Raw genomic sequence first — 18,214 nt, 5'->3', positions numbered from 1 at the left:
AACATGTCCCGCTTCTATGCGATGTCGATCGAGCCAAACCTCTTTGGCGAAGCTTGCCTGACACGGCGCTGGGGTCGTATCGGCGCAAAGGGTCAAATGATGATGCACCATTTCGAGCGGGAAGAGGATGCGGTTCTGCTTTTCCTGCATCTCACCCGCCAGAAAAGAAACCGCGGATATCGCACCCTTCCCAGCAACAATCTCTGATCGCAACTGAAGCGCCCCTTTCAATCATGAAAGCCGAGCGCAAATCTGCTATCGCCATTTTAGCTCCCAGGCCTGAAGGAATATCCGTTTGAAAGCCGCCACATCCGCGTTCATTGCCGCCATTTCCATAGCGACGGTGCTGCAACCCATCTCATCCAGTGCCGCTTCCAGGAACGTGGCTCAGTTTCAAAAATGCGGTTCCGGCTCTCGTATGAACTGCATTGTCGATGGCGACACGATCTGGATTGGCGGTGACAAAATCAGGATTGCGGATATCGACACACCGGAGATTAGCGAACCGAAATGCCGATCCGAGCTCGCGCTCGGCAACAAGGCCACTGCCCGATTGATCGAGTTGATCAACGCTGGACCTTTCGAGTTGAAGGCATGGCCAGGGCGGGACGAAGATCGCTACGGCCGAAAGCTACGTGTCCTTACGCGAGACGGGCGCAGTCTCGGTGATATCCTGGTTTCGGAGGGCTTGGCGCGGACATGGTCCGGCAGACGCGAACCTTGGTGCTAGTATCCGGCTCGCTCGAAGGCAAGCCGGATGCGACTGTTACCGGCGCCGGTTCCAGTCGGTCTCGAAGTTGACTTCGATCTCGACGAAGAACGGGATCTTGATAGCGAGCTTCATGCCGAGCTTGCCTTTGCGTAAGAAATGCTGGGCGACCTTATTAAGTGCGCGAAGACGGCGGCCGGTGGCGCTGAGGAATTTTGCGAGCTGGTGCATCATGGATCTCCTGTTGATTGCGGTTCATTGCGGGGATGAAGAGCGGACCTGGAAGGAGGGCTGCACCCGCAGGGCCGAAGCGGAGCGGAGGACCTGATGGCGACCGAATTCTGATGCGCGAGGAGCCGCAGGCGGGGAAAATTCTGGCGTTATCAGGTTGCAGCCAGACGCCCGGGACGCACCATCCCTGATGTCAATGAAATCGGATCGACAGGAGATCTTCGGGTACCGTGTGCAGCACACGACGCGACTTGAGGCCTCCCCCTCAGAACGGTGGCTCCACATCGATGCGGCCGTCCATCTCGGCAATCGCCAGCGCCAGTTCCGCCTGTGCGAGATCGAGTTCCGTCTCGATCTGGCGGCGCTCGCAAGGATCGACAGCGTTACGCAGTTCTTCGATCTGGCGTTCAAGTTCGTAGGTCATCGTCTGATCTCCTATGTGAAAGACGATCAGCGGCGCCGGATAGGGAATGACGATGTCAGGGATCGCGGAAGCGACCGGCAGCGCCGGGGAGTGGGGGAGCCGATTTCGAGTTGGCGGCTCCGCTGCCAACTCGAAATTGGGGGTACCGCTCATCCTTGACGACGGCAGTCCCGTCGGCATCATCATCGGGTACTGAGCAGGTTTCCTTCCCCCCCGTATGGCACCAAAAAGCCGGACCCGGCTCAATGCCGGGTCCGGCTTGAAATCTCGGAGAGAAGAGAAGGCTCCGCCGGTGGCAGAGCCTCGTGATGTCGATCAGTCCCGGTTCGGCCGGGACCAAATGAGCTGGAGCCCGTCCTCGCCTTCCACCTCGGCGAGCGTTGCGTAGATCGGAGCCGGGAAGCTCGGATCGTCGAGCTTGACCGAGAGGTAGTCGCGGCCTTGCTCGGAGGTCTTCTGCCAGGCGGCGCCCAGCTCGACGCTGCCGGCGTAGACGCGGAACTGCGGGCCCTTGTCGGAGGGGTTCTCAACCCGGGCGATGCGGGCCTTGACGTTGAGGGCGAGGGTGCGGATGGAGCCGGTGAAGCCGTTTTCGGTGGAGGTGAAGGTGCCGATGGTTGCCATTGTAGTATTCCTTTTCTTGTGTTCGGGCCGCGCCCATCGCGGCCTCGATGGCAGTCGCAAAGACCGGTGACGATCGGACCGCACCTGATAAGGCCGGAACGAAGTGGAGGGCGGCAACTACCAATTTTGTTAGTTGGAGAGGAATGGCGGCGCAGCCGGCAGGGGTAAGAAAATTGGTCGTGGCCGTTGCGGGAAGACGATCGAGGCGCAGCCGGTCTCCGGTCAGACATGCCTCATCGAGCCCGCGGATGGGTTGCCGGAAACTCTGGAGGGAAGGGATATGACAATGGCGTTCCGCCGCACTCGCCCTGGATACGAACGGCATCCCGCGCAACGTACGCCGGGACCCCTCTCATCGTCTGCTTCATCAGGGGACTAGCGTTTCTCCCAACATGGCCCGCATGCTACCTGCGCACGGTGCGATATCGTGCGGCCTCAAATCGCTGCCTGAAGGATCAATGCGCTAACAAACAAGCCGGTCATCGTCGAACACAAACCGTCCCGCAAAGCCAAACTCGACACTCTAGAACCGTCGATCTTGGGAAGGCTGGATGCTGACATTGCACAAGGTCTCCAGGGTCAACGAGATGGGGACCTACATGATCCGGCTCACGCGGCCGCCACCGATGGTGACGACCGCGCTTAAGGTTCAAGCCGCAGCCTTCATATCCGTTTCCGGCTGCAGCGAATGCAGGAAGCTCACAGCGCGTTGCGCATGGGCCGCCGCCTGAAAAATCGCCCGTTTGTCATTGGCCAGCACCGTAAGCCATGACTGCAGATAAGAAGCGTGATCCGCTCGTGGCTCAAGCTCCGGCGCGATGCCAAGATCCGCGCAGAGGAAGCAACTGCCAAGTTCGGCAATGAGCTCTTCCCGCGCCCGCTCGGTCCGGTCCTTGGCATAGCGCGATAGGTCTCGTCCCACGCGATGCTCCGCCGCCGTCCAGTGGGTTGCCTCATGACTGAGGACAGCCGCGTATCCGGCAGCATCGCGAAACGCCTCAAACGGTGGCATCTGGATATAATCCATGACTGGAGAATAATAGGCCTGATTGCCGCCGTGCCGGATGACCGCGCCGGTATTGCGGAAAAAGCGATCGGCGCTCTCGATGCGCTCGACGGGATCAAGAACCTTGGACGGCGGCGCATAATAGCTGTCGGGCAGACCGTCGATCTGCTCGACATTGAACACCGAATAGGCCTTCAGGAAAGGGATCTCCCGATCGATCTCGTTACCATTCGCGTCCGCTTCCGACTTGGTGAAACGGCTGGCGAAGACCACCGTCGAGCCGTTTTCGCTCTTGCGCACGGCTCCCCCCAATTCAAGCGCCTGCTTGAACGTCATCCACATTGAGGAGGCAAAGCCATGCGACATCTGCTCCGACCATAGGAGGAGCACGTTCATGCCCGAATAGGGAAGGCCATTGTGGCGTACGGGTCGACGGATACGACCACCAGTGTTAGCAGCGCTCCACGGTTTCATCCAGGGACGAACGCCCTTTTCAAGATCCTCGACGATCCGATCGGTGATCCGCGTGTAGATGTCCGCCCGACCCGTTTCTGATTTTTTTGCCATGACTTTTCTCTCCTTTTCTGGGACCGCGCCGATCGCGGTCCGTCACGGAGGTCCGAGGTCAGGGGCCGATGGTGTGGCCATGCACCGGAACGGCCGCAATAGCGTGGAGGACGGCAAAGCCGTTGCATGGGCGCCCGGCTCCTGCAGGACCGCCGAGCGGGACGGGCGGCGACCGGGGTGTGGCCAGCCTTATTCTCGACATGAAAAAAGCCGGCGCCTGTGGGCGCCAGCCTGAAAAGAGGGAAATGGCGGGGTGCGACCCCGCCAAGTGCGTCACCCGAGTGCCGCCATCTGAGCCTCGGCCGCCTTGGGGTCGAGCGATGCGCCCGGGTTTTCGACCGGGCGGTCGAAGGGCTTCCAGGTCTCGCCGACGACCTGCTCGTAAGCGGCCACCGCGCCCTCGGCTGCCATTCGGAGTGCGTGGGACTGGACGCCCATGTCGGCCGCGAATTCCCGCTTGCGCTGGGCGGCGCTGTCGTAGCCGACCGGGCCGTCAAGATCCTCATCTCGGGCGTCGTTGGATGCCTTGGCCGTTGCGTCGCGCGCCTCGGTCACCGCGCGGGAGTAGAACTGTCCGGCGCCGTGGGCCGATCCGACGAAGGCCCCAACGATACGCTGCAGATGGATCTGCATAGCCTTCTCGCCGAGCCCTTCGGAGAGGCTGTCGGCGGTCTCGACGATGAGCCGCTCATGCAGGCTGCGGATACCATCGCTGTCGACGACCGTGGTGCCGAAGCTTTCGGCAATCTTGAGCGCCTGGGCGGCATCGGGGCATGTCAGGCGGACCATTTCGAGGGTTGCGCCTTTGCGGAGTTGCGAGACCCGTGCGTTGGAGCGGTTGGGAGTTGCGGGCTTGGCCATGTCTGTTCCTTCCTTGGCTGCCGAAGCGGTTCCGGCTCGTGCCGGTCTGCCCTTCGATGCGGACGACCAGAACCGGCAAAGGACGGGCGGCTTCACAGGTCCGATCCGGTTGAACAAGCAGGGCAGGTTTGCGGGCCAGCAGGTTTCGACCTGCTTGGGACCGCGAGCCTGCTCTCGCGCAGTGAGGCTGGATCGGCCGCTCCGCGGCGTGACAGCGGCCTTGAAACGCCCGGCCGCCGGTTCAGACCGCAGCAACAAGAAGGGCAGTCCGACACGGGCGCGATATCTGTCTCCAGCGGGAAGGAACGTTTATGCACAAGACCTCCCATGCCGCTGACATCGAGGGCCAGCAATTCAAGCACCGGCTGCTTCGTTTCGGGTTCGCCTTTGTCGCCGGATGATGTACAGGTCGTGTCGCGAGGCTGCAGTTCACTCTTGACCGGTTCTTGCATCGCCAAATTGCAGGCTATGACGTCGAGTTCGGCCCACCGCTCGAAGGTAAGGCGGTCGACGAGCTCCTGATAGTAAATACGAGGGCCGGATCTTCGACGATTTCGGCTCCGGGTCTTCACGGTCGTCGCCTGTCGTCCGGCGCACGACACAATCTGCTGTGTCAGTCGTTCCAGATACCGCTGGGTCTCTCGCCGGGCGCCGATTGCTTTCGCCAGCGGCTTCGAGATGCCGATGTCGGTCAGAACCGCTACTTCAGGCTCTGCCAGCCGGCGAAGGACGATGGACCTGTCAGCGGATAATGAGTCCGTGCTGTTAGCGACCTCCACCCCTGAAAACACAGGGGTGGCTTGTGCCTTGTTTGACCGAGGGATAGCAGTCATGCTGCAGCTTTCTGATCGACGTCTTGGGCAAGCTCTTCGTCGTCGGACAAATCCGGATCCTGTAGATCGCCCTGATCCGCAGCCTCATCAATTTGCCCGTCCTGGTCCTCAGCAAGGTCGTCGGCTTGCCCGCCGTCGGTGTCGTGCGAGGCCGTGCCAAGGGTATCTGTGGGCGAGCTTGCCCGGATCCAGTCGAGCAACTCGTCAGCTGGGGGTGCGAAGCGGGCCGACGTATGGACAAAGCGCTCGTTCTGGAAATGCTCGACCAGTGCCGCGCGGGTCTCGCGAACCTTTGACCGAGGCTGGACAGACGCCTCAGCGCAAGACGCCTCCAGCGCCTGACGAGAGAGGCACAGGAGGAAGCCCTCCGAACCCATGTTCGGCAGGTATTCGTCGGCATCGATCGCCGCGCCGGCGATGCGCGAAACCATACCGCTGTTCGACATACCGCGGCGGCAAGAGAGAACATCGATCAGCACCGAGCGAACGGCGATCCGAAGCGTGTCCTGATCGAAGGCGAGCTTTCCATGCTCATCGAACAGCGTGACGGCGTGGCGCGAGAAGCGCTTGCCGCCGTAGACGGTCCCATCTGCACCTGAGTCGACACGAACGTTTTGCCCGGCAAAGGCCAGCACCATCAGCGCCATCAGCATGTCATCCTCGATCGGCGCGCGACCGAGAGCCTCGTGCAGGGCATCGGTACGGAAATCGCCGATCATATCGTGGCCCTTCTGGGTCACGTCAGGGCGAGCGTTCTGCGTCGTGAATGCACCGGCAACATCGCCGCCTTGCGCAGTTCCCTCAGCGCCGCTTCCCTTCGGCTTGGCCGTTTCGGACAGGCGGTAATGCACCGTCTGCACCTTGCCATCTCGGTCAAGGTAAAGCGCGGTGTGATCAGACTTGGACGGCTTGCCGTAGACTTGCGCCGCCTTCTTCGGCAGATCTGGCTGACCCCAACTGTTGACTTCGACGACAGCGCCGCGCTTCGGCAAGTTGCTCGTCATCCATTCATGCTGGGCGCCGAGGAAGCCCTCGACATTCGTCGTGTAGCGACCGTCCTGATCGGCCGGTGCGAAGAGGTCCTCGACCCATTCGATCCCGTAGGCTTGGGCCAGATCGTCACCGAAGCTAGCATCGCGGGCATACATGCGTTTCTTGGTGAGCGCATTCGAGATCTGCCACCACGGAGCGCTATCGCCCTTCTTCGGCTTGTGCGCCTTCCAGACTTCCTTCTGGTCGACCTGGCCAGCGGCCGCGATGATCCGCAACTGTTGCTCGGACGGCATATCGCCGAGCGCCATCTGTTCAAGCATTGCCGGCAGGACATTGGCGAGCAGGCGCAGCTTGCGGATCTGACGGACCGGAAGTGCGAGGGCGACAGCAATGGCTTCCTCGGTCCATCCGAGAGCAACGAGCCGTTCGATGCCCCGCCATTGATCCACGGGATTGAGCGCCTCGCGAACCGAGTTCTCGACCATCGAGCGCATCGCGCCGTTATCGTTGGCGGCATCTGCGACTAGTATCTCGATTTCTTCCAGACCAGCGGCGATGGCGAGCCGGACACGACGGTGACCAGCGTCGATGATGTAGCCGTTTCCGCCATCTGTTTCCGGTGCGACCACCGGCGGCTGGACGATGCCGACGGCCTTGATCGTCGCCAGCATCAACGCATCGGCCTGCGGCGACGACTTTGTCTGGCGCATCCTGTCGGGGTTTTCCTTGAGGGCGCGCGGGTCAACCTTCATGATCTGCATGGGATTTGTCCTTGTCTGGAGGGTTCCGGACTGGCGCCTTGCCAGCCCTTCCTGTCTTCATTTCTTCGAAGACACCTCCCGGACCGCGGAGCGGCCGGACTGCCGCAACTGCGGCCGAGCATCCCTGCTGCGCGGGACGAGCGGGGCTAACAGCCCTGCGAAGGACAAGCAGCCGGGATGACGCAGGCGGCGGTTGAGCGATAGCGGCGGCAGGAGGACCGGTCTGCGACCGGTTCACATTCCTGCTTTTCTTTTCTCAACCCTTACTTCTCAGCCATAACTTGAGGATGGGACTATGTTCGGCGCCCCAGAAGGGCCAGCGCGTCCGCCTTCATGCGTTTCAGGATCAGTTTCCTGCTTTCTGGTGCAGTAGGACCGGCTCCGGGGATAGCAGCAGCAGGCGATGGATCGGCAGCCTCGGAGCGCGAAAGCGGGAGAGGCTCTTCGACCACTGCGGCGACAACGACGTGCGTGATCGTTGTTTCGTCCGATTTGACCGAAACGGTGACCTGTCCGCCGGAGCGTAGGCGGTCGACGCCCGTTTGAGCGGCCTCCTGCTCATCTTGAGCTTCGACCAGGGATGTCTGCGTCACCAGAAAAAATGGCATGTGTTCCCACGGAGTGTTTTAGTGGAGATCTCGTCCGCAGGGCGATTGCGGTCAAGATGCAGCGCCTCATTAGCGGTCCCCTCCAATACAAAAAAGGCGCTCGACCCGTGAGGGGAGCGCCTTCTTCTGTATCCCGCGACAGCGTCAAACGCCGCGGCGATTGCAGCCAGCAGGACTTCGTCTTATCGGGAAGTGATGCTCAGATATTACTGACGAGGGGCAATTTCAAGTCGCGATCAGGGATCCGGGCTGATTGATCGAGCCAGACGCGCGTTCAGCGATCAAAAGCCGATCCGCAAAGTAACGCGATGGCGTGGTGCCAAGCGCCTTCCTGAACATGACGATGAAGGCTGTCGTGGATTCGTATCCCAAGTCACCAGCCACCTGCTGGACTGTGGCCCCGCCCGCCAGTTCCCGCAGCGCGATGACGAGATGAAGCTGGCGCCGCCAACGGCCGAAGCTCAATCCGGTCTCTTCGACCATAAGTCGTTTTAATGTTCGTTCACTGACGGCGACATGCTCAGCCCATTGGCCGAGGGTCCTACGGTCGCTCGGATCTGCCAAAAGAGCCGCAGCAATCGACGCGATCTTTGAATGAGTGGACACAGGCAGCTCCAGCCTCTCACGCGGCATCAACGCGAGCTCATCGAGCATGACCCGCACAAGACGGTCGACATGAGCGTCACGCGCACCGCTTTCTGACAGGTCAGCCACTCGGTGGATCATTTCCCGAAGCATTGGCGATACCGAAAGCGTGCAGCATTCAGCCGGAAGCGCGGCAGCGCCGGGCTCGACGAACAGGTATGTCAGACGGGCATTGGACGTGACCTGATTGCTGTGAGGAACGCCGCCAGGGACCCAGAGCCCACAGTCGGGTGGGACGATCCAGACCCCGCGTTCCGCAGTGCATGTCACCGCGCCATGGAGCGCCAGGATCAGCTGACCCTGCGGGTGCTGGTGCTGCACCCCCTCGGCTTCATAATCGGTGAAGTCCACTCTGAACGCCATCGCCGGCCCATGCGAGAAGCTCAGATCAATGGCGGTACTGCAGAGTGGCTTATTTGAAGATTGGCCCGATTTCGAGATCATATGGCATTATCTCCACTTTTGCCCACCAAGCAATCCTTTAAGAATCGGCTCAGCAAACTCTAGGAGATGAGCCATGCGCATTGCTGTGGTTGGAGCGACCGGCAGGATCGGTGCCAGACTGACCGAGAAACTCTTGGCCAAAGGCCATGCAGTCAAAGCTCTTTCGAGAGGAGGGCCCGCCCTCGAAGCACTTGTCGCAAAAGGGGCAGACCCGTTCCTCGGTAGCTTCGACATGGGCGATGGCGAGCTCGGCAGGTTCTTCGAAGACGCCGACGCCGCGTTCCTGTTGGTCAAAACCCTTTGGCAGGCGGAGGACTTTCATGGGCACTACCCTGCGGTAGCGCTTCGGTTTTTCGATGCACTTCGGGATTCCCCTGTGAAATTGGCCGTGAGCCTGACCGCAATGGGATCAGAACTCGGCGGCAACACAGGCCATTTCCAGGGCTTCCATATTCTCGATCAGATCCTCAACCGGTTAAGCGACATCAAGCTGGTGCATCTACAGGGCGGCTGGTTCATGGAGGACCTGTCCAGGTGGGCGGATGCGATCGCGCAGCACGACAGGATTGGCTTTACACTCGCCCCCGACGTCAAAGCGCCCTGGATTTCTATTGCGGACCTCGCAGATTTCGCGGCGAAGGAGTTCGACGCGCCGACTGACCAGCATCGGTCGGTGAAGCAACTGGGCATCGATTACACGATGGCGGAAATCGCCGCGATCGTCGGCCGGGCGCTCGGTAGAGAGGTCGACTATCGCTTCGTCGATCCGACCGATCGTGAGGTCGAAACGATCTTCCGGGAGAGGTTTGGGACGCTCGATCGGTGGGTCTATGACAAGAACACGGCGGCGGCTCTGAACGATGGGCGGGTCAAGTTCCGCGATGATCGGCCGGCACTGCCCACGACAATGGAAGACTTTGTGAAACGTACTCTCGTCCCGCTGATCGAGAAGGCACGGATGGATAGCGTCAAACCGGAGACCTTCCTGACGTGGAGCTCCCAAAGATAATGCTGGGTTAGATCTCGACGAAGAACAAAAAAAGGGCCGCCGGCAAAAGCCGCGGCCCATGAAGTGTGGAGATCTAAAACCTCCAGAGGGGAACAGCTGCTGCGACGGAACTGGGAGGTGACCGTCATGTGCATCAGCTGGAGGCGTTATGCCTGAATTTTGACCAACTGGAAAACATTTATTGTGCAACGCTGCTATGCAGCTGCCGCGATGGTCTCGCTGTCCAGATCCGTCGCCAGTTCAACCTCGATCGCCCGCAGCCTCAGCCGCTTTTCCTTGAGGTCGTCTGCGAACGCGAAAGTGCCCCCGTCTCGGGAACGGTAGGAAACCAATCGCCGCTCGGCGTCTTCAAGCCGCCGGCGATACTGGCGCTGTTCCTCGTCGAAGCCGCCGAGTGCGTGCTCAAGCCGCGAGATGGAGCCGAGCGGCGTCACCGTGATGGCGAGATCGATCTCGTAATCTGCCCCGGTACGCTGGAGCAGCGTCTCGTAACGATAGCCATCGCCTTTGCCAAAGCGCTCGCCCTCGTAGACGAGATCGAAACCGCCGATCGTCGCCAGATGCACCTCGCCCTCCTGCTGAAGCTGTAGAAGCGTGAGGATCTCCTTCATCAACGCGCGGCCAGCCTCCTTGCGCTCGGTATATTCTTGTCCAAGCACCACCATCGTAAAGGCATCGCCGCCTGTCGGCTTAAGCCGTGCAATGTCCTGGCCGATCTCGCCGATGCGCCGGGTTGAGACCTCCATCTCGCGCTCGGCATCGCGCATCTGCCGGCGGACGGCATACTGGTCGTCTTCATGGGCGGCGCGCAGGCGTTCGAGCCGAGCGATATCTGCTTCCAACCCGGCTTTCTGCATCAGCCGCTCGTCGCCGGAGGCAATGGCCTTGGCCATGGCGAACTGGTTGGCTGCGCCCTCGCCGACATCCTCCAATCTCCGGATCGAGGTATCGCCGGAGAGGGCGGCGGCGATGAACCGGGCCTTGCGCTCATTGTTCTGCCACATCGACGCGTCGAGCGAACCCTCGGTGGCATAGGCGAAGACATCGACCTCGTCGTGCTGGTTGCCCTGCCGGACGATCCGTCCCTCACGCTGCTCGATCTGCGAGGGCAGCCATGGCACATCGAGATGGTGGAGCGCCTTCAGCCTGAGCTGGGCGTTAACGCCGGTGCCCATGGTTTCCGATGAACCGATCAGAAAACGAACCTTGCCGGCACGGACATCGCCGAACAGCCGCTGCTTCGCCTCGGTCTTCTTGTAATCCTGCATGAAGGCGATCTGGGAGGCGGGGACACCGAGCCGGATCAACTCGTCGCGCATGAAGCGATAGGCCGAGAAGCCGCGGGACTTTTCGACATTGATTGTGCCGAGATCCGAAAAGATCATCTGCGCCGCACCCGGCAGATCGAAGTCTTTGCCATCGGGGCGACGATAGATCGCGTCACCGGTTTCCTGCCAGATCCTGTAGGCATTGCGAATGAGCAGATTGAGCTTGTTGTCCGGCTCGTTCTCAGCGCCCGGCATGACGAAGCGCAGATCGATCGCCGCATGGCGCCCATCGGTGATGACAGACAGCAGGATATCGTCACCGGGCTTGGCCGGTCCCTCGCGCTTCTCGATCGCCTTGATCCGGCCATCGAGCATTAGCTGATAGGTCTTGAACAGCGTCGTCGGCTTGGCCGTCAGGATCTGCCGGCGCCCGGTCGAGATGTTGGGCACCTTCACATACTGCCTGAGATCGTCGGGCATGACGACGTCGGCGAACGACCGGAACATGGCGATCAGTTCGGGCACGTTGACGAAGGAGGCAAAGCGACTGACCGGCTTGTATTTGCCGGATGGCTGGATTTCGAGTTCGGTCGTGGTGTCGCCGAAGCAGGATGCCCAGGCGTCGAATTCGTGCAGCCCGCGTTCAGCGAGCGCTGCATGGCCGAGCAAACGCTGGATGGAAAACATCTCGCCGAGCGTGTTGGTGACTGGCGTGCCGGAGGCGAGAACCAGCGCCCGGCCAGGGTTCTTCGTTTCGATATAGCGGGACTTCACGTAGAGGTCCCAGGCGCGCTGCGGGCCGTTCGGATCGATGCCCTTCAAGGTCGACATGTTGGTGGCGAAGGAGAGCTTGCGGAACTCCTGTGCCTCGTCGACGACGATCTGGTCGATACCGATTTCGGAGATCGTCAGAAGATCGTCCTTGCGGGTCGCCAAACCTTCAAGCCGCTCCTGCAATCCTTCCTTCAGCCGCTCGAGGCGCTTGCGTGAGACGCGGTCTTCACTATCGACCTTGGTCAATAGGTCCTCGTAGAGCTGAAGCTCGTCCTGGATCATCTGCTGTTCGAAGGTAGATGGCACGGCGATAAACCGGAAGGCCGAATGGGTGATGATGATTGCGTCCCAGGTCGCGGTTGCCGCCCGCGACAGGAAACGGGCACGCTTATCCTTCGTAAAATTGGTCTCGTCCGCGACAAGAATGCGGGCATTCGGATAGAGGCCTAAGAATTCGCGTGCCGCCTGGGCCAGGCAATGGCCGGGCACGACCAGCATCGCCTTGGCGATCAGACCGAGCCGGCGCTGTTCCATGATGGCGGCGGCCATGGTCATCGTCTTGCCGGCGCCGACGGCGTGAGCGAGATAGGTCGAGCCATCGGCGATGATGCGCCAGATGCCGCGTTTCTGGTGGCCATAAAGAACAAAGGCGCCAGAGGCGCCGGGAAGTTTGAGATGGGAGCCGTCGAATTTGCGCGGCGCTAGGTTGTTGAAGCGATCATTGTAGTCCCGAGCCAGCCGGTCGGTGCGGTCGGGATCGGTCCAGACCCAGTCCTGAAACGCCTGCTTGATCCTCTGCAGCTTGTCGCGCGCCGCTTCGGTATCCACGACATTGAGAACCCGACGCTCGCCATCGGCATCTTTGAACACGTCGAAGATCTGTGGGACCCGGCTGTTGAGCGCATCTGCGAGCAATTCCCCGGCATGCCGACGGCTCGTTCCCCATTCGGACGTTCCGGCGGCGCTGTAACCGAGTTGTCGGGCCTCGACGGTCCAGGATCCGAGCTCCGGCATATGGTGGATACGGATATCGGCCTCCATCCTTTCTTTGACGAAGGCCACGACATCGGCGGCCGGGATCCAGGGGGCGCCGAGACGGGCGGTGATGTCGGAGGGTCGAAGGTCGGCCGGCTGGACATCCTGAAGCGCCCGCACGTTTCGCTCGTGGGCGGGATCGAGCTCGGCTGCCGCTTGTGCTGCGGCGAGCTTCGTGCGGACCGCCCCGGAGAGATAGGCATCCGCCGTCTGCCAGGAGCCGTCGGCCGGATCGCGAAACACTTCGTCGCCGAGCTCGTCCAGCACAGTCGCGGGATCACTGTGGAGCAGTTCCGCGATATGGTCGATATCCACGTGCCCGCGTTCGTTCAGCACAACGGCGAGGGCATCTGCAGGCGATGTGATCGTCGGCGCCTCCGGCGGCGCAATCACCCGTTCGGAAAAGATCGGACCGGGCTTCGCCGTGTCGGTCTCCAGATCGTAATCCTCGATCGAAGCCACCAGCCAGCAGTCCGGGTCGTCCCGGAAAGGCGCGAGGTTCGGCTGCCGATGGGTCTCCTTGACTTCGCCGGTCTCGGCATCCTCCTGGATGGAGACGGTGGTGTGATTGATCGGACCGAAATCCCGCACGAAGCTCGACCAGGCGATACGCAACCGCACCTGAAGATCGCGCCATGGCTGGTCGGTTTCCTGCGCCTTCAGCACCTCGCGCACCGCATCGCGGATCGGGATGAGTTTGCTGATGATCTGGACATGTTTTTCCGAGATGCCTTCTCCGGTTCGGCCCTTGCGGACGGTGACCGGTGCAGCCGCTCCGTCGAGCATCTGCATCAGCCCCTTCGACCGGTCGAGGAAGAAGCTGCCTTCGCGGATAACGTTGTCCCTCGGCTGCAGATCGACGATCTCGCCGAGTTCGTCCTCGAGATCGATATTGATGGGCGTCGGCTCGCCGTCGTAGAGATCGGCGGGCAAGAGATCGATAGCAGCGGCGAGCGCCGCTTCGAGATCTTTTTCATGTGGCCGGCAGGTATAGGTTTCGCCGAACGGCCCCGAGGTCAGTGCGTGGGTACCGAGCACAAAGCCAGGATGGCGAGCAAACCAGCGATTCACGCGGATAGCACCCTCGTCGCTGCTCGCGGCCTGAACCTCATCGACATCAAGCCACATCTGATCGCCTTCCGGCTCACCGAGCTTTCGCTTGCGGAAGAAGAGGATGTCGACGACGACGTCCGTACCAGCATCCCGGCGAAAGCTGCCCTTGGGCAGACGAATACCGGCAATCAGATCGGCGGACTTGGCGATATGCTCCCGCGCTGTGGCATCAGCCTTGTCCATCATGCCATGTGAGGTGACAAAGGCGGCGAGCGCGCCGGGCTTCAAGAGGTCGATCGAGCGGGCGATGAAGTAGTCGTGCAGGCGAAGACCGAGCGACCGGTAGCCACGGTCGGAGCGGACGGTGCGATCGGAAAAGGGCGGATTACCGATCGCAAGATCGTAGATCGGCGCTAAACCTGTGCAAGCGAAGTCACCATTGATGATCCGGGCCTTCGGCTGAAGCAGGCCAACAATGCGGGCGGTCACGGAATCAAGCTCGATCCCGGTGACGAAAGCCGCGTCTCGATAGCACTCCGGCATCAGGGCCGGGAACAGGCCTGTGCCAATGCCCGGTTCCAGCACGCGGCCGCCACGCCAGCCAAGTCTTTGGATCCCGGCCCAGATCGCCCGGATAATGAACTCCGGCGTGAAATGCGCATACTGCGTGCAGCGAGCAAGCGACGCGTAGTCCGCTTCGGAGACTGCGGTCTCTAGCGAGGAACCTAGATTGTCCCAGCCGTTGCGGAAATCGACCTCGCCCGGCCTACGGAACATACCATTGGCCAGCTCGCTGGCGCCGAAGCCGGTGAAGCGGATCAGTTGTGCCTGCTCCTTGGACGTTGCGGGCCGGTGTTGCTTGGCAACCTCGCCGGCGACCAGGATGGCCGCAACACTGGCGCGAGCGCGATCCTTCCAGGACGAAGGTAAGCCGCGGTCACCCTTGAGATAGAAGTTTGCCCGAAGTTCTGCCCGCCGCTTGGGCGTCGCAGTGGCGGGGACGGGGAGGGCAGGGGATGATGCGGGGGGCGTCGGATCTGGATCGTCGTCGTTTGCAACATCAGGTGAGATGCTTGCTAAAACCGTGACGCCGAGCCCGAGGCCTGAGGAAAGCGCGCTTGAGCCGAATATATCGAGCGTGAACGGATCATTGTTCATCTGAAAACTCCTTGGGTTTGCACGTGCACCATCGTCCGGTCGAGAATTTGACCGGCTGCGGCACCAGTTTTGCGGGAATGGACTCGGCTCAGGCGGCCAGGGCTGACGGGAGGTGGCGCAGATGCACCGGAAGCTTCGCTGCGACCTCGTCGTCGGTCAGCGTGTCGAGCAGCTTCAGGAAGGTACCTTCCTTGCCGCCATAGAGCATCACCGTTCGCTGGCCTTGCATTGGCTTCGGCCACCGATCGCCGGCATAAGCCCGATATCCGTCTGTAGTCGTGCTCCAGATATGCTCGAGCCTCTCTTCGCGGCTCATTGCGCGGACTGGGCGGGTTTCGCGCGAGACAATCGCCGCGCGCATCGACTCCACCGAGGTCGAGTCGGCAAGATCGCAGTAGGTGTGGAAATATCGGACGGCTTCGTCGATCTGCAGCGCGAAGAAGACTGAGGTTACGGATCCGGTCATGAACTCGCGCATCGCAAAGATCGGACCACGCATCCACAGCGGAGGCAGAAGATTCAGCATGTAATCATAAAGGGTCTCGTCGATCTCGAACCATTCGCCCCTGTAGAGAGGCGAGGCGTCGAACCCTCCCTTGTCGGGGCGTTGACCGTGCCGGTCAAACAACCTGAACATTTGCGGACGCGTGGCGACACCTTCGAAAATCTTTCGGATGGTATTTTCGATCTTCATTTCTGGATCCTTTCAGATATCGGGACCAAAGCGATGACCGTCGCGATCATCTTCATCTTCAATCCTTCACGATATCTTCCAGGCCGCCGGCATCCCGCGCGGCGGGGTCAAGGGCCGGCTTTAGCCGGGCGAAGCTTCCCTTGACGCAGTCGACCGAGATGCGGCACGCCTTCCTCCTATCTCCCTGTCTGCATTCTCCTTCAATCTGTCCTGCAAGACCTCGTTCCAGTCATCCGCTGGCGGCCGCAAACGCAACCAGTCAGACGACATTGCCTCGCTTAACCCGCGCAAACGGTCCGCAAAAATCTCACCTTGGGGATTTGCGTCAGTCGCACCGACAACTTGCGTTGCAGATCGCGAAATCAGGCTTCTTAAGGCCGCCTCCGTCGTTGGCGACTAGCCGCCACCTGTGCTCACGTAGAGTGTTCCTTCCCGAACGCCCTCGATCGCCGCAAGGCTCATCGCGTCGATCGCAGCTTCGGTGACGCATAGCCGTCTTGCATCGGCAGGACCGAGCCGGAAGAGGGTTTTAGCCCCTCCAGATGCGAAGCCCCGCCAAGCGGGTCCGCGCTCCTCCCATCCTGATAGAGCCCCACTGTTGTCCGTATGTGCCGCCCACATGCTTCCGGACGGACCTTCTCGAAGTGCGCCTTCTTGGGCTGCCTGACGAACCACTGAGACTGGAAGAGCGCGTGTCCAGCAAAGATACCGCCATACCTCAGACCCAGGATCTAGGCGCTTCCGTTGCTCCCAACGGCTGAGCACAGACGCGCGAGGTGTCGTGGCCTTCTTCCAGAGCGGCGTCGCCGGGCGAAACCCGCTGAGCGCGGCCACTCGGCTCGCGGCCTCTGCAAAACCGACCTGATCCAGGATAGCAACAAGTGAAAATACGTCGCCTTTTGCATCGCTCAGCGGATCGAACCAACCGCGACCATCATGTGTCACGATGACGATCTCGGCGCCTCGCCTGAATTTCCGGGCTCGGCGGGTGCTCTCTTTTACATCGATTGCGAAACCCGATGTTTCGAGTACAGCTTCGCACGCGACCCGATTTCGAAGGTCTTCGATTTCTTTCCTGTCCATTTTCCTTCCGATCCTTTTTTGATCGGTCCTCTCACCGAAATATCTTCCGCAATTCGCGGATCAATTCCGGTCGGCCGCGAAGAGCAAAGGATGCAAGGGCGCGCCTGGCAACTGTCAGAAGTGGTAGGTGTCGAAAGCCAGGCGCGGCGTAGCCTCCCTTGCGGCCGCCGGCTCGCAAGCGGCAAAAACGCTCGCCGCGCGAGCGGCGAAGGCCGGCTCAATGCGCCGGCCAAGGGAAAAACTCGTGCACGATGTCGAGGTCGTCGCTTACGTCGATCTCGTCGGAGGGCAGGACACCGTACTCGCCGTCGACTTCGAAGACGGTAACCGGGACCATCAGGTCGCGGGAAAGCTGGAAGGCGTGGGACTGTGCGAGCGTGAGATCATACGACATTTGAAGGCTCCATCGGGGAGCGGGCCAATTCCCGCTCGATGGCTCCTAAAAAGGCGCGGTCACGGGCGCGATCACCGCGCAGGCGAAGCCAAGCGGCCGCAGCTCGCTAGCGGACCCTTCACGGGTTGATCGTGGAAGATCCGGGACTGGGCCAGGACGCCATCACAAGAGAGCGGGATTGGACTTGATCCGCCTGGTCCGACTGAATCTCGCTGATACCAGCTTGCAGACGTTCGGAAAGCCTCTCGCCACGAACTGTAGGCTGGCCCGTCTGGCGTCGAGTAGGATAGCTGCGTCGGTATAGAGGCTCGGATACCTCCAGTTTAGTTCGCATCTGCCTGAGAATTCGGGGGGAGACCTCGAATATGCCGCAGCAAACCGGGAAGCGCCCAAATCCCGTTGCTCGGCCAAGCTCCTCTAGCTCCGCGCCGGCGCGTTCATACAGTCGCTTCAAATGGGGTTCGTAGTTCGATACTAATGTCTCGATCCCATGGTCGAGCGCCACCTCACACAAAGCGAGCAAAAGCTGACAAAACGCCTGATCCGGGCGCAACTCGGGCATGTCGCGGCTGATAGCGTCTTCGTCAATGCACATACGCGTGCCCTCCCATATCGTGGGGGCAACTAAGTCGCATGAATTGGGAAAGGTCGTCCGGAAGACGTCGTATAAGAGGGTTGGCCCAGTCGTCGGCAAGAGCCGGACCGTTCCGTAAAGCCTCTTTCCCTCATCATCACACCAGAAAAGGTAGGCGGGATTAAATGTATCATACAAGTCCTTTTCCATTTCTCCGGACACTGCAACTTTCCAGCCCAGCCGATCCGCAAAAACTCGTTTTCGCAGCAGGAAAGACTGATCGATCAAGTGGGAGAATTTTTCGAACTGATGGGCCTGAACTAAAAGATACATGGGCGTCTCCAACGTGTGTGCGTTGCAGCATGCCAATGTCTCGGGAAGGGTCGTATTCCCCTAGAACGGCACCCTCAGATAGGGGTATTGCCGTAGGGATTGATGAGGCGTAGCTGAATTGCTCGGGCTGTTG

At 60.8% G+C, this 18,214-nt stretch carries 17 protein-coding genes and 1 pseudogene; 3 read left to right on the top strand and 15 right to left on the bottom strand.

What is annotated here, in order from left to right:
- Nucleotides 1-3: 3 nt before the first annotated feature.
- Both OCK01_RS26485 and OCK01_RS21430 read left to right on the top strand, forming a co-directional pair.
- Nucleotides 4-207 carry a WGR domain-containing protein gene (locus OCK01_RS26485; RefSeq protein ID WP_318530252.1) on the top strand — a complete coding sequence of 68 codons (204 nt, stop codon included), beginning with the start codon at nucleotides 4-6 and terminating at the stop codon, nucleotides 205-207.
- 88 nt (nucleotides 208-295) lie between these two features.
- Complete coding sequence (locus OCK01_RS21430; protein WP_412179053.1) at nucleotides 296-730, top strand: thermonuclease family protein; 435 nt, start codon at nucleotides 296-298, stop codon at nucleotides 728-730.
- Nucleotides 731-766: 36 nt separating this feature from the next.
- Here the strand turns inward: OCK01_RS21430 and OCK01_RS21425 are convergent, their stop codons facing one another.
- The 9 genes from OCK01_RS21425 to OCK01_RS21385 form a co-directional block, all read right to left on the bottom strand.
- A complete protein-coding gene (locus tag OCK01_RS21425) occupies nucleotides 767-943 on the bottom strand; it encodes a hypothetical protein (protein ID WP_263825825.1) in 177 nt (58 codons plus the stop codon).
- A 262-nt stretch (nucleotides 944-1,205) separates the two neighbouring features.
- Nucleotides 1,206-1,364, bottom strand: a complete 159-nt coding sequence (locus OCK01_RS21420; RefSeq protein WP_263825725.1) for a hypothetical protein — start codon at nucleotides 1,362-1,364, stop codon at nucleotides 1,206-1,208.
- Between the two features lie 315 nt (nucleotides 1,365-1,679).
- Complete coding sequence (locus OCK01_RS21415; protein WP_018326263.1) at nucleotides 1,680-1,988, bottom strand: DUF736 domain-containing protein; 309 nt, start codon at nucleotides 1,986-1,988, stop codon at nucleotides 1,680-1,682.
- 649 nt (nucleotides 1,989-2,637) lie between these two features.
- Nucleotides 2,638-3,561 (bottom strand): ArdC family protein, encoded by a 924-nt coding sequence (locus OCK01_RS21410; RefSeq protein WP_263825724.1) that lies wholly within the window; start codon nucleotides 3,559-3,561, stop codon nucleotides 2,638-2,640.
- Between the two features lie 273 nt (nucleotides 3,562-3,834).
- Nucleotides 3,835-4,422: a hypothetical protein gene (locus OCK01_RS21405; protein WP_263825723.1), complete on the bottom strand. Its 588-nt coding sequence runs from the start codon at nucleotides 4,420-4,422 to the stop codon at nucleotides 3,835-3,837.
- Between the two features lie 92 nt (nucleotides 4,423-4,514).
- Entirely contained in the window at nucleotides 4,515-5,255 is a 741-nt protein-coding gene (locus OCK01_RS21400) for a hypothetical protein (protein ID WP_263825722.1), read from the bottom strand.
- Complete coding sequence (locus tag OCK01_RS21395; protein WP_263825721.1) at nucleotides 5,252-7,009, bottom strand: ParB N-terminal domain-containing protein; 1,758 nt, start codon at nucleotides 7,007-7,009, stop codon at nucleotides 5,252-5,254. The genes OCK01_RS21400 and OCK01_RS21395 overlap by 4 nt, the downstream gene beginning before the upstream one ends.
- A gap of 293 nt (nucleotides 7,010-7,302) precedes the next feature.
- Nucleotides 7,303-7,617, bottom strand: a complete 315-nt coding sequence (locus OCK01_RS21390) for a hypothetical protein (RefSeq protein ID WP_263825720.1) — start codon at nucleotides 7,615-7,617, stop codon at nucleotides 7,303-7,305.
- Between the two features lie 225 nt (nucleotides 7,618-7,842).
- Nucleotides 7,843-8,706 carry an AraC family transcriptional regulator gene (locus OCK01_RS21385; protein ID WP_263825719.1) on the bottom strand — a complete coding sequence of 288 codons (864 nt, stop codon included), beginning with the start codon at nucleotides 8,704-8,706 and terminating at the stop codon, nucleotides 7,843-7,845.
- A 73-nt stretch (nucleotides 8,707-8,779) separates the two neighbouring features.
- Between OCK01_RS21385 and OCK01_RS21380 the strand changes: the two genes are divergently transcribed.
- A complete protein-coding gene (locus OCK01_RS21380; protein ID WP_263825718.1) occupies nucleotides 8,780-9,715 on the top strand; it encodes an NmrA family NAD(P)-binding protein in 936 nt (311 codons plus the stop codon).
- Between the two features lie 194 nt (nucleotides 9,716-9,909).
- Here the strand turns inward: OCK01_RS21380 and OCK01_RS21375 are convergent, their stop codons facing one another.
- The 6 genes and pseudogenes from OCK01_RS21375 to OCK01_RS21350 form a co-directional block, all read right to left on the bottom strand.
- Nucleotides 9,910-15,003 (bottom strand): DEAD/DEAH box helicase family protein, encoded by a 5,094-nt coding sequence (locus OCK01_RS21375; RefSeq protein ID WP_263825717.1) that lies wholly within the window; start codon nucleotides 15,001-15,003, stop codon nucleotides 9,910-9,912.
- An 88-nt stretch (nucleotides 15,004-15,091) separates the two neighbouring features.
- Nucleotides 15,092-15,697, bottom strand: coding sequence for a DUF1419 domain-containing protein (locus tag OCK01_RS21370; protein WP_263825716.1), 606 nt, complete (start codon nucleotides 15,695-15,697; stop codon nucleotides 15,092-15,094).
- A 120-nt stretch (nucleotides 15,698-15,817) separates the two neighbouring features.
- Complete coding sequence (locus tag OCK01_RS21365) at nucleotides 15,818-16,060, bottom strand: toprim domain-containing protein (protein WP_263825819.1); 243 nt, start codon at nucleotides 16,058-16,060, stop codon at nucleotides 15,818-15,820.
- A gap of 33 nt (nucleotides 16,061-16,093) precedes the next feature.
- Nucleotides 16,094-16,780, bottom strand: a complete 687-nt coding sequence (locus OCK01_RS21360) for a DUF3991 and TOPRIM domain-containing protein (protein ID WP_263825715.1) — start codon at nucleotides 16,778-16,780, stop codon at nucleotides 16,094-16,096.
- A gap of 217 nt (nucleotides 16,781-16,997) precedes the next feature.
- Complete coding sequence (locus tag OCK01_RS21355) at nucleotides 16,998-17,174, bottom strand: hypothetical protein (RefSeq protein WP_263825714.1); 177 nt, start codon at nucleotides 17,172-17,174, stop codon at nucleotides 16,998-17,000.
- Between the two features lie 277 nt (nucleotides 17,175-17,451).
- Nucleotides 17,452-18,081: pseudogene (locus OCK01_RS21350) on the bottom strand (acyl-homoserine-lactone synthase); the annotation flags it as partial.
- Nucleotides 18,082-18,214 lie beyond the last annotated feature (133 nt).

Source organism: Rhizobium sp. TRM95796, from assembly GCF_025779995.1.
In the GTDB taxonomy this organism is placed as follows: Bacteria; Pseudomonadota; Alphaproteobacteria; order Rhizobiales; family Rhizobiaceae; genus Rhizobium_E.
Note: the sequence above shows the minus strand (reverse complement) of the source record. Positions and strands in the feature narration are given on the sequence as shown.